The sequence below is a fragment of the Variovorax monticola genome (genome assembly GCF_051216855.1).
In the GTDB taxonomy this organism is placed as follows: domain Bacteria; phylum Pseudomonadota; class Gammaproteobacteria; order Burkholderiales; family Burkholderiaceae_C; genus Variovorax.
On the sequence record NZ_JBPJZP010000002.1, the window covers coordinates 35,892 to 50,370 of the forward strand.

14 protein-coding genes are annotated in these 14,479 nt (G+C 65.2%); 9 read left to right on the top strand and 5 right to left on the bottom strand.

Translation table 11 applies throughout. The features are described from left to right. Positions 1-12 precede the first annotated feature (12 nt). Positions 13-1,194, bottom strand: a complete 1,182-nt coding sequence (locus ACSFA5_RS05505) for an acyl-CoA dehydrogenase family protein (RefSeq protein WP_435443031.1) — start codon at positions 1,192-1,194, stop codon at positions 13-15. Between the two features lie 133 nt (positions 1,195-1,327). Between ACSFA5_RS05505 and purN the strand changes: the two genes are divergently transcribed. Further along, positions 1,328-1,924, top strand: a complete 597-nt coding sequence (purN, locus tag ACSFA5_RS05510) for a phosphoribosylglycinamide formyltransferase (protein WP_435443032.1) — start codon at positions 1,328-1,330, stop codon at positions 1,922-1,924. A 36-nt stretch (positions 1,925-1,960) separates the two neighbouring features. After that, positions 1,961-2,293 (top strand): I78 family peptidase inhibitor, encoded by a 333-nt coding sequence (locus tag ACSFA5_RS05515; protein WP_435443033.1) that lies wholly within the window; start codon positions 1,961-1,963, stop codon positions 2,291-2,293. 34 nt (positions 2,294-2,327) lie between these two features. On the opposite strand, the gene ACSFA5_RS05520 is transcribed toward ACSFA5_RS05515, so the two are convergent. Next, positions 2,328-2,597, bottom strand: a complete 270-nt coding sequence (locus ACSFA5_RS05520; protein WP_435443034.1) for a DUF1653 domain-containing protein — start codon at positions 2,595-2,597, stop codon at positions 2,328-2,330. 48 nt (positions 2,598-2,645) lie between these two features. Between ACSFA5_RS05520 and ACSFA5_RS05525 the strand changes: the two genes are divergently transcribed. The 3 genes from ACSFA5_RS05525 (at position 2,646) to ACSFA5_RS05535 (ending at position 7,170) form a co-directional block, all read left to right on the top strand. Next, complete coding sequence (locus ACSFA5_RS05525) at positions 2,646-4,499, top strand: M48 family metalloprotease (RefSeq protein WP_435443035.1); 1,854 nt, start codon at positions 2,646-2,648, stop codon at positions 4,497-4,499. 53 nt (positions 4,500-4,552) lie between these two features. Next, complete coding sequence (locus ACSFA5_RS05530; RefSeq protein WP_435443036.1) at positions 4,553-5,824, top strand: RsmB/NOP family class I SAM-dependent RNA methyltransferase; 1,272 nt, start codon at positions 4,553-4,555, stop codon at positions 5,822-5,824. A 131-nt stretch (positions 5,825-5,955) separates the two neighbouring features. After that, entirely contained in the window at positions 5,956-7,170 is a 1,215-nt protein-coding gene (locus ACSFA5_RS05535) for a DesA family fatty acid desaturase (protein ID WP_435443037.1), read from the top strand. A 152-nt stretch (positions 7,171-7,322) separates the two neighbouring features. Here ACSFA5_RS05535 and rpmG read toward each other — a convergent pair whose 3' ends face one another. The 3 genes from rpmG to trxB all read right to left on the bottom strand — a co-directional run bounded on the left by rpmG (position 7,323) and on the right by trxB (position 8,883). Further along, positions 7,323-7,496, bottom strand: a complete 174-nt coding sequence (gene rpmG, locus ACSFA5_RS05540) for a 50S ribosomal protein L33 (protein WP_007830291.1) — start codon at positions 7,494-7,496, stop codon at positions 7,323-7,325. 11 nt (positions 7,497-7,507) lie between these two features. Next, positions 7,508-7,741 carry a 50S ribosomal protein L28 gene (gene rpmB / locus ACSFA5_RS05545; RefSeq protein ID WP_007830293.1) on the bottom strand — a complete coding sequence of 78 codons (234 nt, stop codon included), beginning with the start codon at positions 7,739-7,741 and terminating at the stop codon, positions 7,508-7,510. A gap of 182 nt (positions 7,742-7,923) precedes the next feature. Next, entirely contained in the window at positions 7,924-8,883 is a 960-nt protein-coding gene (gene trxB / locus ACSFA5_RS05550) for a thioredoxin-disulfide reductase (RefSeq protein WP_435443038.1), read from the bottom strand. A gap of 182 nt (positions 8,884-9,065) precedes the next feature. Here trxB and ACSFA5_RS05555 point away from each other — a divergent pair, with 182 nt between their 5' ends. The 4 genes from ACSFA5_RS05555 to ACSFA5_RS05570 all read left to right on the top strand — a co-directional run bounded on the left by ACSFA5_RS05555 (position 9,066) and on the right by ACSFA5_RS05570 (position 14,396). Further along, positions 9,066-9,740: a Crp/Fnr family transcriptional regulator gene (locus ACSFA5_RS05555; RefSeq protein ID WP_435443039.1), complete on the top strand. Its 675-nt coding sequence runs from the start codon at positions 9,066-9,068 to the stop codon at positions 9,738-9,740. 96 nt (positions 9,741-9,836) lie between these two features. Beyond that, the gene (locus tag ACSFA5_RS05560; protein WP_435443040.1) at positions 9,837-12,272 is read left to right on the top strand and encodes a DNA translocase FtsK; all 2,436 of its coding nucleotides are present in this window, start codon (positions 9,837-9,839) and stop codon (positions 12,270-12,272) included. A 182-nt stretch (positions 12,273-12,454) separates the two neighbouring features. Next, a complete protein-coding gene (lolA, locus tag ACSFA5_RS05565; RefSeq protein WP_435443041.1) occupies positions 12,455-13,087 on the top strand; it encodes an outer membrane lipoprotein periplasmic chaperone LolA in 633 nt (210 codons plus the stop codon). A gap of 16 nt (positions 13,088-13,103) precedes the next feature. Beyond that, entirely contained in the window at positions 13,104-14,396 is a 1,293-nt protein-coding gene (locus ACSFA5_RS05570) for a replication-associated recombination protein A (protein WP_435443042.1), read from the top strand. Positions 14,397-14,479: the final 83 nt, after the last annotated feature.

Sequence of the window (14,479 nt, forward strand, 5' to 3'; positions counted from 1 at the left end):
GTTCGTGTCTCCTCAGCCCAGGACCGTCTGCGCGACGATGTTGCGTTGCACTTCGTTCGAACCGCCGTAGATGGTGGTCTTGCGCATGTTGAAGAAGGTCGATGCCAGCGGCGCCAGCGCCGGGTTGCCGCCGGGGAAGTTGCCCTGCCAGCCGGCTTCCATCGCTTCGCGGATCAGCGGCAGCGAATAGGGGCCGCCGGCCAGCATCATGAGTTCGCTGTAGCGCTGCTGGATTTCGCTGCCGCGGATCTTGAGCAGACCCGCCACGTCGAGCGAGTTCTTGCCCGAGGTGGCGGCCGACAGCACGCGCAGCACCATCATCTCGAGCGCCACGATGTCGACCTCGAGCTTGGCGATCTCGTCGCGGAAGCGCGCGTCTTCGTACACGCCTTCGGTCCTGGCGATGCGCTTGAGGCGTTCGAGCTCGCGCTTGGCGCGGTTCACGTCGGCGATGTTGGTGCGCTCGTGCGAGAGCAGGTGCTTGGCGTAGGTCCAGCCCTTGTTCTCTTCGCCGATCAGGTTCTCGGCCGGCACTTCGACGTTGTCGAAGAACACTTCGTTGACCTCATGGCCGCCGTCGAGCAGCTTGATGGGGCGCACCGTGACGCCGGGCGACTTCATGTCGAGCAGCAGGAAGCTGATGCCGGTTTGCGGCTTGCCTTCGTTGCTGGTGCGCACGAGGTTGAACATCCAGTCGCCGTACTGGCCGAGCGTGGTCCAGGTCTTCTGGCCGTTGACGATGTACTTGTCGCCCTTGCGCTCGGCCTTGGTCTTGACCGAAGCCAGGTCGGAACCCGAACCCGGTTCGCTGTAGCCCTGGCTCCACCAGACTTCGCCGCTGGCGATGCCGGGGAGGAAGCGCTTTTGCTGCTCCGCATTGCCGAAGGCCATGATCACCGGGGCGACCATGACGGGGCCGAACGGGATGATGCGCGGCGCGCCGGCCAGTGCGGTTTCTTCCTCGAACAGGTGGCGCTGGATGGCCGTCCAGCCCGGGCCGCCGAACTCCTTCGGCCAGCCATAGCCCAGCCAGCCTTTCCTGCCGAGGATCCTGGCCCAGCCTTGCAGATCGTCGCGCGTCAGTTCGAGCGCGTTGTGCACCTTGTGCGAAATCTCCTTGGGGAGGTTGTCCTTGACCCAGGCGCGAACTTCTTCGCGGAACTTCTGTTCTTCGGGTGTGAAGCTCAAATCCATGCGTGCCTCGCTGTGTTGATCGTTTCGCCGCAGACGCGGTGTGTCTGCGGAGCTTCGAGTTTTAGCACGGTCGTGCTGCTATGCGGTGTCCGCGCCGCGACAAGGGAAACAGGCACGGATAATCCCGCCTCCCATGAAGAACATCGTGATCCTGATCTCCGGCGGCGGCTCCAACATGGCGGCCATCGTGCGCGCCGCCGAGCGCGAGCGCTGGCCCGAACGTTTTGGCGCGCGTGTCGCCGCGGTTGTCAGCAACAAGGCCGAGGCCGGCGGGCTGGCGATTGCCGGGTCGCACGGCATCGCCACGGCCGTGGTCCCGCACAAGGCGTTCGCCACCCGCGAGGCCTTCGACGAGGCGCTGGCGCAGGCGGTCGATGCCCATGCCCCCGCACTGGTGGTACTGGCCGGGTTCATGCGGATCCTGACGCCGGGTTTCGTGGGGCGCTACGCCGGGCGGCTGGTGAACATCCATCCCTCGCTGCTGCCGGCTTTCCCGGGGCTGCATACGCACCAGCGCGCCATCGAGGCGGGCTGCAAGGTGGCCGGGGTGACGGTGCACCAGGTCACCAACGAGCTCGACCACGGTCCGATCCTGGCGCAGGCCGTGGTGCCCGTTCTCCCCGATGACACCGCCGCCACGTTGGCCGGCCGGGTGCTCGCGCAGGAGCATCTGTTGTATCCGCGTGCCATCGCGGGATGGCTTGCAGATACATTGAGTCACAAACGTTAAAGTTGTTTATATTCGCGGGTTTTCGGGAGTGTTGACGTGAAACCCCAATCGTTGCTGTTGGCTGCCTTCGCCGCCGCGGCCCTGCTGGCCGGGTGTGCGGCGCCTGCGGCTGCGCCCGCTTCCGCTCCCGCCGTGGCTGCACCCGCGCCGCCGCCGGAGCCGGTCTTCCAATGCAGCGCCGAAGGTGCCCGTTTTGCCGTGGGCCAACTCCTGACGCCCCAGCTCGAAGCCGCCGCCCGTGCGCGCGCAGCCGCCGGCACGGTGCGCGTGCTGAAGCCCGGTACCGCAGCCACGACCGAACTGAATGGCGGACGGCTCAATCTCGATGTGGACGCACGCAACCGAGTGAGCAACGTCCGCTGCGGTTGACGGGAATCTATTTCGCTATAGAAAAAGTAGCAAACTATTCAGGTGGGACGTGCGTGTCCGGCCTGAATGACTGAATTTTGGTGAATCTTTGCCTTGGCGTGCCGTCGATGTCGACGGTTTCGCCGAACATGGCGGCCGGCCGGACCCAGAGTCCGTGGGCGCCATACAAGGCACGGTACAGCGTCATCGGCTCCAGCGTCTCGCTGTGGCGCACGGTGCCGATCACCTCGTATTCGCCGCCCTTGTAGTGACGGTAGCGGCCGGGCGGTGTTTCGATCAGGGGCGGGAGGTCTTCGTCGTTCAACGGGGGCTTCTTTCAAAAACTGTCGGGGCTTGATGTGACGGGAGTCGGATGGATCGCGCGGATTTTGTTCACCTGGTTCGACTGAGCGAGCATGCGAGCGCGGACGACAGTGCGCGCTATCGGCGCAGCGTGGCGGCCTTTGCCGCTCTGGGCTATGTCTGGGTGCTGGGCTGCCTCGGCCTCGCGGTGGGCCTCATTGTCTGGGTGCTTTCGTCGATCCGCGAAGAGCGCTTCAGCTTCACGCGCGGCTGGGTGCTGCTGTTCGCCGGCGGACTGCTCTGGGCCACGCTGCGCGCGCTCTGGGTGCGCTTCGACGCGCCCGAGGGCGTGGAACTCCAGCGGGACGATGCGCCCGCGCTCTTCGAGGCGCTGGACCGCATCCGCGGCAAGATCAAGGGCCCGCCGGTCCACCACGTCTACCTGGACGACGAATTCAACGCCAGCATCCGCCAATTGCCGCGCTTCGGCCTGTTCGGCGGCGCCATCAATTCGCTGAGCATCGGCTTGCCGCTCTTGATGATGCTCGACCGGCGGCGCCTGCTGTCGGTGCTGGCGCACGAGTACGGCCACCTGCGCGGCAACCACGGCAAGCTCAGCGCGTGGATCTACCGCACGCGGCTGTCCTGGCTCAAGCTCGACGCCAACCTGCAGCGCAACGAAGGCGTGATGGCGCTGTTCTCGCAGGCTTTCTTTCGCTGGTATTTCCCGCGCTTCGCGGCCAAGACCTTCGCGCTGGCCCGGCAGGACGAGTACGAGGCCGACCGCATCTCGGGCCGCTTGCTGGGCACCTCGGTGGCGGCCGCCGCGCTGACCGAAATAGCGATCAAGGGCAGCTGGTACGCCAACGAGTTCTGGCCCTGGCACTGGTCGCGGGCCGAGCACGACCCGCAGCCGCCAGGCCCGTTCGCGGCCCTGCGCAAGCGCGTGCGCACGCCCCCCGAAGACGACTTTGCGCGCCATGCGCTGCGCGAGGCGATGCGCCGCGTCAGCGACCTCGAGGACACCCATCCGGTGCTGCGTGACCGGCTCGAGGCGCTCGACCAGAAGGCGGCCCTGCCCGAATGGTCGAAGCGCTCGGCGCTCGAACTGCTGGCCGACCGCAGGAAGTGGATCGAGTACTTCGACAACCAGTGGCGCCGCGCACACGCCGCCGACTGGAAACAGCACCATGCGCACCGTTCGCGCATTCGCGAGCGCATCTCGGTGCTGGCTGAACGCGGTGAGCACAACACGCCCGACGAGATGGTCGAGTGGGCCGATTCGGAGCGGCGGCTCGATCCTGCGGCGCCCGTTCGCGTGCGCTACGAAAGTGCCTTGCGCATCGCTCCGGAGCATCCGGGCGCGCTGCGTGGCCTGGTCCAGATGCTGCCCGCGAGCGACCGCGCGTCGCGGCTCGCCGTGCTCGAGCGGCTGCACGACTCCGGCGCGGCCAGCCGCTGGTGGGCCGCCAGGAGCGCGGTGGGCACGCTGGAAGACCCTGATGCGGGACCGCACGAGGAAGAAGCGCTCAAGCTGTGGCGCGGCCGGCTCAAGGAGGCGGAGGAGGCCGAGGCGCGCGCCTGGGAGGAGATCACCGGCACGCCGTTCTTCAGCCAGATCTCGCGGCACGACCTGAGCGACTACGAGCTGGGGGAGCTTCGCGCCGACCTCGTGCGCTGCCTGCCCGCCTCGCGGGCCTGGCTGGTGCGCAAGAACCTGCGCGAGTTTCCGTGGCGCCGTGCCTACATCGTCTTCGTCGACCTGCCGGGGCTCGACGACGAGGACCGCTGGCAGATGTGCCGCCAGCTGGAGCAGACGCTGACCCTGCCGGGCGCCACGCTGGTGCTGTGGGCGGGCCATTCGCCCTCGGTGGAAGACATCGAACGGCAGGCGTTCGGCGAGGTCTGGGCGCGCGCGGCATAGCCCTTCGATGCCGCGCCGGACCGAAGGGGTCGGCTGGCTGAGACAATGGGGAGATGCACCCCAAAGCCCTGTTGGAGGCCACCGCCGATCTGGTCGGCCTTGTCCTGAAATTCGATCACCCGGCCGACCAGGTCGTTTCGCGCTTTTTCCGCGACCACCGCGAGTTCGGCCCGCGCGAGCGCGCGACGCTCGCCGAAACCGTCTACACCGTGCTTCGCAAGAAGCTGCTGTTCGATCACCTCTCGCCCTCGGGCAGCGGCTCGAAGGAGCGCCGCATGGCGATCCTCGGCTTTCACGGCCCGCGCGACTTCTTGAAGAGCGCGCTCAACGACACCGAAAAGCGCTGGCTCGACAACTGCGACGCCGTCAAGCCCGACGACCTGCTCGAACGCCATCGCCACAACCTGCCCGAGTGGCTGGTCGCGCCGCTGAAGGCGCAACTGGGCGACGGCTTTTGGCCGCTGGTCGAGAGCCTGCAGCAATCCGCCCCGCTCGATTTGCGCGTCAACGCGCTGACCGACAAACGGGCGGAAGTGAAGGCTGAGCTTGCGAAAGCTGCTATCAAATCTGAAGTAACGCCGTTCTCACCGTGGGGCTTGCGCATCGAAGGCAAGCCGGCGCTGAACAAGCTCGATGCATTTGCCCGCGGCGCCGTCGAAGTGCAGGACGAAGGCTCGCAACTGCTGGCGCTGCTGCTGGATGCCAAGCGCGGCGAAATGGTCGTCGACTTCTGCGCCGGCGCAGGCGGCAAGACGCTGGCCATCGGCGCGACGATGCGCAACACCGGGCGCCTGTACGCTTTCGATACGTCGGCGCACCGCCTGGACGCGCTGAAGCCGCGGCTGGCGCGCAGCAAGCTGTCGAACGTGCACCCGGCCGCCATCGCCCACGAGCGCGACGACCGCGTCAAGCGCCTGGCGGGCAAGATCGACCGTGTGCTGGTCGACGCGCCGTGTTCGGGGCTGGGCACGCTGCGGCGCAATCCGGACCTGAAATGGCGCCAGTCGGTCAAATCGGTCGAGGAACTGACGGTCAAGCAGACTGCCATCCTGCAAAGCGCGGCGCGGCTCGTGAAAACGGGCGGTCGTCTGGTTTACGCCACGTGCAGCGTGTTGCCCGAGGAAAACGAAGCCATCGCCGAGGCTTTCAGTGCTGCCAACCCCGATTTCGTGCCGGTGGACGCGGCAGAACTGCTGCAGGGCCTGAAAGTCGAAGGTTTTGAAGCGTTGTGCGCTGGCGGGGAGGGGGGGCTGCGCTACCTGCGCCTGTGGCCCCACCGTCATTCCACCGACGGTTTCTTTGCCGCGGTGTGGAACCGCAAATAGGGGCAGGACTCCAAACGATGGTAAATCTGCGGTTTTCTTGAAGGTTTAAAGGCCTGATTCAGGCTCGCCCATTTAAAATCGCCGGTTATCTTAAGGCTGCACCTTCGTGTGGTCATGGAGTACCTGACTCAATGTTCCTTCCTGACTCCGCCGTTCTCGACGCGGCCATTCAATGGCTCGGACACGGCCTGTGGGACCTCGCATGGTGGCAAGTCGTGCTGTACACGCTCGTCACCACGCACATCACGATTGCCGCCGTCACGATCTTCCTTCACCGGACGCAAACGCACCGGGCGATGGATCTCGGCCCGATTCCCTCGCATTTCTTCCGCTTCTGGCTGTGGCTCGGCACCGGCATGGTGACCAAGGAATGGGTTGCCATTCACCGCAAGCACCACGCCAAGTGCGAAACCGTCGACGACCCGCACAGCCCGCAGGTCAAGGGCATCGACGAAGTGCTCTGGCGCGGCGCCGAACTCTATCGCGCCGAGTCGAAGAACAAGGAAACGATGGAACGCTACGGTCACGGCACGCCCGATGACTGGATCGAGCGCAACCTGTACACGCGCTACAGCTGGCAAGGCGTCGGCCTGATGCTGGTCATCAACGTGGCGTTGTTCGGCACGCTCGGCATGGCCGTGTGGGCGGTGCAGATGCTGTGGATTCCCATCACCGCCGCCGGCATCATCAACGGCATCGGTCACTACTGGGGCTACCGCAACTTCGAGGCGCAGGACGCCAGCCGCAACATCATGCCCTGGGGCCTGATCATCGGTGGTGAAGAGTTGCACAACAACCACCACACCTACCCGACCTCGGCCAAGTTCTCGGTCAAGAAGTACGAGTTCGACATCGGCTGGGTCTACATCCAGGTGTTCCAGAAGCTCGGTTGGGCCAAGGTCAAGAAGGTGCCGCCGAAGATGCAGTTGGGCGACGTCCAGCCCGTGGCCAACGAGAAGACACTCGAGGCCGTCATTGCCAACCGCTACGAAGTCATGGCCGGCTATGCGCGCGAAATGCGCCGCGCCACCAGCCTGGAGCTGGACGCGCTGAAGACCAAGGGTGCCGACCTGTCGGCGCTCCAGGCCGCCAAGCGCTGGCTGCACCGTGACGACGACAAGGTGCCCGCGTCGGCCCGCACGCACGTCGTGCAAGCTCGCGCCGCTCATCCGGTGCTCGACAAGATGGTCACGATGCGCGAAGAGCTGCGCCAGCTCTGGTTGAACACCTCGCAGTCTCGTGAGCAGCTGGCGGCCGATCTGGCGGCATGGTGCCATCGTGCGGAAGCCAGCGGCATTGCCGGTCTGCGCGACTTCTCGACCCGCTTGCGTGCCGCACGCGCCTGACGGGAGCCACGCCAATCAAGAAGCCGGCCTGAGGGTCGGCTTTTTTGTGCCTGTCATTTTCGCAAGGAGAGCGGGCAGGCGAAGAAAGTGCAGGCAACAAAAAACCCGCTGGGTAAGCAGCGGGTTTCTTGTTTGGGAAAACCGGGGCTGAATTACTTCAGCTTGATTTCCTTGTATTCGACGTGCTTGCGCGCCTTCGGGTCGAACTTCATGATCGACATCTTTTCAGGCATCGTCTTCTTGTTCTTGCTGGTCGTGTAGAAGTGGCCGGTACCCGCGGTGGATTCCAGCTTGATCTTTTCGCGTCCGCCTTTGCTCGTTGCCATGATTCAGCTCCTTAAGCTTGGCCGCGTGCGCGCAGGTCTGCGAGCACGGCGTCGATACCGTTCTTGTCGATCAGGCGCAGGGCAGCGCTCGAAACGCGCAGGCGAACCCAGCGGTTTTCTGTTTCGACCCAGAAACGGCGGTATTGCAGGTTCGGCAGGAACCGGCGCTTGGTTTTGTTGTTGGCGTGGGAAACATTGTTTCCGACCATCGGGCCTTTGCCCGTTACGTCGCATACGCGTGCCATGAGGACACTCTTTCTTGAACAGCTGGCACCGCTCGCAACCGGAAAGTCGCAGGGTGTTTTGCAGCTTGACCTCGCCAGAAACGGGTGGCGGTACCCCGGCTTTGCCGTGACCTGCCCCTCGTTGAAGGGTGGACCTATTTCGGCAAAGCCTCGGATTATAGCCCTTTCGGGTACCGCTGGGTTTAAAGCGTGCCGTCCTGCTCCAGGAAGCGTTGCGCGTCCAGGGCGGCCATGCAGCCGGTGCCCGCGCTGGTGATGGCCTGGCGGTACACGTTGTCCTGCACGTCGCCGGCGGCAAAGACGCCCGGAATGCTGGTCATCGTGGCGAAACCCTGCAGGCCGGAGCGGGTCAGGATGTAGTTGTCCTTCATTTCCAGTTGGCCCTGGAAGATGTCGGTGTTGGGGTGGTGCCCGATGGCAATGAAGCAACCCTTGAGGTCGATCTGCTCGGTCGCTCCAGTCTGCGTGCTCTTGAGGCGGATGCCCGTCACGCCCGAATCGTCACCCAGCACCTGGTCGAGCTCGCTGTGCAGCTTCAGGACGATCTTGCCTTCGGCCACTTTTTCCATCACCTTGTCGATCAGGATGGGCTCGGCGCGGAACTTGTCCCGGCGGTGCACCAGCGTGACCTTGTTCGCGATGTTGGCGAGGTACAGCGCTTCCTCGACGGCCGTGTTGCCACCGCCGATCACGCAGACTTCCTGTTCGCGGTAGAAGAAACCATCGCAGGTGGCGCATGCGGAGACGCCGCGGCCCATGAACTTCTCCTCGGAATCGAGGCCCAGGTACTTGGCCGAGGCGCCCGTCGCAATGATGAGCGAATCGCAGGTGTAGGTGCCGCTGTCGCCGGTCAGGGTGAAGGGGCGCTTGCTCAGGTCGACCTTGTTGATGTGGTCGAACACGATCTGCGTGTTGAAGCGTTCGGCGTGCTCCAGGAAGCGCTGCATCAGGTCCGGGCCCTGCACGCCGTGCACGTCGGCCGGCCAGTTGTCGACCTCGGTGGTGGTCATCAGCTGGCCGCCTTGGGCGATGCCCGTGATGAGCAATGGCTTCAGGTTTGCGCGTGCTGCGTAGACGGCGGCGGTGTAGCCGGCCGGGCCGGAGCCGAGAATCAAAACCTTGGCGTGTTGGGGTGCGGACATGAGTAGAAAACCTAGGATGGGCGCTTCGTCAGCGTGTACATTTTCAGGGTGGTAGCGATATACATATGGAGTATCACTGCCCGGTTCAACACCGGGTAAACGGTGTTTTCAATGCGCGCGATTGTAGTAATCCATTGGCTGGCCTTCTGGACTGTTCCGTGCGCTGTCTCAGGGATTGATAAATGTCGATGCTGTCCAACCTCGAATTGCTTCGGCGCGTTCCCTTGTTCGCGTCGCTGACGGCCACGCAGTCCGCCAGCATCGCGGACGCGATCATCAAGAAGCGTTTCAAGCGCGGGGAAGTCGTTGTCGAGCAAGGCAAGAAGTCCGATGCGCTCTACATCATCCTGACAGGGCGCGCTCGCGTCACCAGCGCCGACAGCCGCGGGCGCGAGGTCATCCTGGCCACGCTGCATCCCGGCGACTACCTGGGCGAGATGAGCCTCATCGACGACGAGCCGCATTCGGCCACCGTGCGCACCGAAATCCAGTGCGACGTGCTCATGCTGGGCCGCGACGCTTTCGCACGCTGCCTGCCCGAGAACTCCTCCATGGCCTACAACATCATGCGTGGTCTGGTGCAGCGCCTGCGCCATGCCGATCGCAAGATCGAGTCACTGGCGCTGATGGACGTGTATGGTCGCGTGGCGCGCTCGCTGCTCGAGTTCGCCATCGAGGACGGTGCCGGCAACCTCAAGGTGCGCGACAAGATTTCCCGCCAGGACCTGGCCAAGATGGTGGGCGCGTCGCGTGAAATGGTGAGCCGCGTGATGAAGGACCTCGAAGAGCGCGGTTTCGTGCAGACCCAGGAAGACGGGTCGATGATCGTCAAGGAACGGCTCCTGTCCCTGGCTTGAGCCTGCGGGCCGGGCGCGCTGCTGGCGGCGCCGGCCTTTTGTTGTAGTGTTCGTGCGTCCACCTTCTGTTTACCCGGGTCGGACGCCGTTTTTTTCATGACCTATTCGCTCAATACGCTTCAATCTTCTTCTGCCGCCGAGGGCCAGCCCGTGCGCGTGCGCGCCATGCGCTTCGCCCACGAGATCACGCTGATAGCAGGATTCGCAGCGCTGTTGTTCTGGCTGCTCGCCATGCTGAGCTTCACGCCTTCCGACGCGGCCTGGTCGACATCGGGCACCGGGGGGGAAATCAAGAACTGGGGCGGGCGCATCGGCGCCTGGCTGGCCGACGGCAGCTATTTCGTTGCCGGTTATTCGGTCTGGTGGTGCCTTGCCGCCGGACTGCGCGCCTGGCTCTCGTCGCTGGCCGGCTGGCTGCGCGGCGGTGAAGCCGCACCGGCGGCCGAGCAGCCCCCGCGCGGCCGTTTCAACCGCAGCCGCCTTGCCTTCTGGTTCGGCCTCGTCTTGCTGCTGTGCGCGAGCACGGTGCTCGAATGGTCGCGCCTGTACCGTCTCGAAGCCCATCTGCCGGGTTCCGGCGGCGGTGCGCTGGGCTACCTCGTGGGTCCGGCCAGCGTTCGCTGGATGGGTTTCACCGGCTCGGCGCTGATTGCCATCGCGGGCGGCGTGATCGGCTCGGCGCTGGTGTTTCGCTTCTCGTGGAGCCTGATCGCCGAGCGCATCGGCGCGCGTGCTTACTCGCTCTTCGAGTCGCGCCGCGAGAAGCGTGAAATGGCAGCCGACATCGCCATGGGCAAGCAGGCGGCCCGCGAGCGCGCCGAAGCAGACGAACCGGCGTTCACCCGTGGCGACTCGGGTGGCAATGCCGACTCCGCCATGGCGCCGGCGTCGGGCGCTTTTGCGGACGACGACGAAGAAATCCGCATCGAGCCGCGGCCCAAGCGCCGCGCCGCCTCACCGCCGGTGCAGATCGAGCCTGCGCTGGCCGAAGTGCCCAAGAGCGATCGCGTCGTCAAGGAGCGCCAGAAGCCGCTCTTCAAGGAGCTGCCCGACAGCAAGCTGCCGCAGGTCGACCTGCTCGATGCGGCGCTGGTGCGCCAGGAAACGGTGTCGTCCGACACGCTCGAGATGACCTCGCGCATGATCGAGAAGAAACTGAAGGACTTCGGTGTCGAGGTGCGTGTGGTGCTCGCGTCGCCCGGCCCCGTCATCACGCGCTACGAAATCGAGCCCGCCGTCGGCGTCAAGGGTTCGCAGATTCTGGGCCTGGCCAAGGACCTGGCGCGCTCGCTCTCGCTGGTGTCCATCCGCGTGGTCGAGACCATCCCGGGCAAGAACTACATGGCGCTCGAACTGCCGAACGCCAAGCGCCAGTCGATCAAGCTCAGCGAAATCCTGGGCTCGCAGATCTACAACGAAGGCAAGTCGATGCTCACCATGGGCCTCGGCAAGGACATCATCGGCAACCCGGTGGTGGCCGACCTCGCGAAGATGCCGCACGTGCTGGTGGCCGGTACCACCGGCTCGGGCAAGTCGGTGGGTATTAACGCCATGATCCTGTCGCTGCTCTACAAGGCCGAGGCACGCGACGTTCGCCTGCTCATGATCGACCCGAAGATGCTCGAAATGTCGGTCTACGAAGGCATCCCGCACCTGCTGGCGCCCGTGGTCACCGACATGCGCCAGGCCGCGCACGGCCTGAACTGGTGCGTGGCCGAGATGGAGCGCCGCTACAAGCTCATGAGCAAGCTCGGCGTGCGCAACCTGGCCGGCTACAACACCAAGATCGACGAAGCCAAGGCGCGCGAGGAGTTCATCTACAACCCCTTCAGCCTCACGCCCGACGATCCGGAGCCGCTCAAGCGCGAGCCGCACATCGTGGTGGTCATCGACGAGCTGGCCGACCTGATGATGGTGGTCGGCAAGAAGATCGAAGAGCTCATCGCACGCCTTGCGCAAAAAGCGCGCGCCGCGGGCATCCACCTGATCCTGGCCACGCAGCGCCCCAGCGTCGACGTGATCACCGGCCTGATCAAGGCGAACATCCCGACCCGCATCGCCTTCCAGGTGTCCAGCAAGATCGACAGCCGCACCATCCTCGACCAGATGGGTGCCGAAGCGCTGCTCGGCATGGGCGACATGCTCTACATGCCCAGCGGCACGGGTCTTCCGATCCGCGTGCACGGCGCCTTTGTGAGCGACGAGGAAGTGCACCGCGTGGTGGCCTACCTGAAGAGCCAGGGCGAGCCCGACTACATCGAAGGCGTGCTCGAGGGCGGCACGGTCGACGGCGACGGTGACGGCGACCTGCTGGGCGGCGGCGATGCCGAAAAGGACCCGATGTACGACCAAGCGGTCGAGGTCGTGCTCAAGAACCGCAAGGCCAGCATCTCGCTGGTGCAGCGCCACCTGAAGATCGGCTACAACCGCGCCGCGCGCCTGGTCGAAGACATGGAAAAGGCCGGCCTGGTCAGTTCCATGAGCGGCAGCGGCCAGCGCGAAATCCTGGTGCCGGCACGCGCGTCGGAGTAATTCGCCGCAGCGGCTTTCGAATTCGGTTACGTGCTGAAAGGCAATTTGCAAAATCGCTGTACGGCATTGCAAATCTTCATCCAGACCTGCACCTGCCGCAATTCGCGGCGGTTAGGGTCGAAGCCAGTGCCACAGCCCCGTGCAACAGCACAGCTATTGCGAGCAATCGCGAGGAATCCAAATTGAAATTGCGCCATTGGCTATTGATCGGCCTCCTGTGTTCCGCCAACGCGTGGGCCGGCGGGCTCGAGAGCCTCGAAACCTTCGTGAAAACCGTCAAGTCGGGTCGAGCCGACTTCACCCAGACCGTGACCGCCCCGCCGCGCGAAGGGCAGCCGGGCCGCACCAAGACCTCGACCGGCACCTTCGAATTCCAGCGCCCCGGCAAGTTCAAGTTCGACTACCAGAAGCCGTTTGCCCAAACCATCGTGGCCGACGGCAAGACGCTGTGGCTGTACGACGCCGACCTCAACCAGGTCACGCAGCGCACGCAGGCACAGGCGCTGGGCTCCACGCCCGCGGCGTTGATTGCCGCGGCGCCCGATCTGCGCGCCTTGCAGGCCGATTTCACGCTGGAAGCCGCACCGGAGCGCGAGGGGCTGCAGTGGGTCAAGGCCACGCCCAAGAACAAGGATGGCCAGCTGCAGAGCGTGCAGGTCGGCTTCCAGGGCGACGCGCTCGCGGCGCTCGAAATTCTCGACAGCTTCGGCCAGCGCTCGGTGCTCAAGTTCAGCAAGGTCGAAGTGAACCCCTCGATGCCCGCCAGCGTGTTCGACTTCAAGGCGCCCGCTGGCGCCGACGTCGTCAAGCAATAGCGCAACCTTCACCGGTTTGGCCACCACCGCCCACCAACCCCTTGCCGAACGCCTGCGCCCCACGACGCTGGGCGAGGTGATCGGCCAGCAGCACCTGCTCGGCCCGGGCATGTCGCTGCGCATCGCCTTCGAGTCGGGCCAGCCGCATTCCTGCATCCTCTGGGGGCCGCCGGGCACGGGCAAGACCACCATCGCGCGGCTCATGGCCGACTCCTTCGACGCGCAGTTCCTCAGCATCAGCGCGGTGCTGGGCGGGGTGAAGGACATCCGGGAGGCGGTCGACCGCGCCACGTCGGCGCGCGACGGGCTCGAGCAGCGGCGCACCATCGTGTTCGTGGACGAGGTGCACCGCTTCAACAAAAGCCAGCAGGACGCGTTCCTGCCGCATGTGGAGTCGGGCCTCTTCACCTTCATCGGCGCGACCACCGAGAACCCGTCGTTCGAAGTCAACTCCGCGCTGCTCTCGCGTGCCGCGGTGTACGTGCTGCAGTCGCTCAACGAGGAAGACCTCCAGCAGATCGTGGTGCGCGCGCAGGCCATCCAGGCCGTGCCGGCCATCGAAGCCGCCGCGGTCGAACGCCTCGTGGCCTATGCCGACGGCGATGCGCGGCGGTTGCTCAACACCCTCGAGACGCTTGCCGTCGCGGCACAGGCCGAAAAGCTGGGGCAGATCACCGACGAATGGTTGCTGCGCGTGCTCGGCGAGCGGATGCGCCGCTACGACAAGGGCGGCGAACAGTTCTACGACACCATCAGCGCGCTGCACAAGTCGGTGCGCGGCAGCGACCCCGACGCGGCGCTCTACTGGTTCGTGCGCATGCTCGACGGCGGCGCCGACCCGCGCTACATGGCGCGCCGCCTGGTGCGCATGGCCAGCGAGGACATCGGCCTGGCCGACCCGCGCGCGCTGCGCCTGGCGCTGGACGCAGCCGAGGTCTACGAGCGACTGGGTACCCCCGAAGGCGAACTGGCGCTGGCCGAATGCGTGGTCTACCTCGCGATCGCGCCCAAGTCGAACGCGGTCTACAAGGCCTACAACGCGGTGCGTGCCCTCATCAAGAAGGACAGCACGCGCCCGGTGCCCATGCACCTGCGCAATGCACCCACCAAGCTCATGAAGGAGCTCGACTACGGCAAGGGGTACCGCTACGCGCACGACGAGGAGGGCGGCTTCGCCGCCGGCGAGCGCTACCTCCCGGACGGCCTGGAAGGCCAGGTCTTCTACGAACCGGTGGACCGCGGACTCGAAATCCGCATCGGCGAGAAGCTGCGTGAACTGCGCCGCCGAAACGCCGAAGGCAACGACTGATACCGTCTTGCAACATGCACCCGGCGAGTGCATGACCTCACGCGCATACAGCATGAGGTGAGCGGGTAAACCCCGGTCAACAC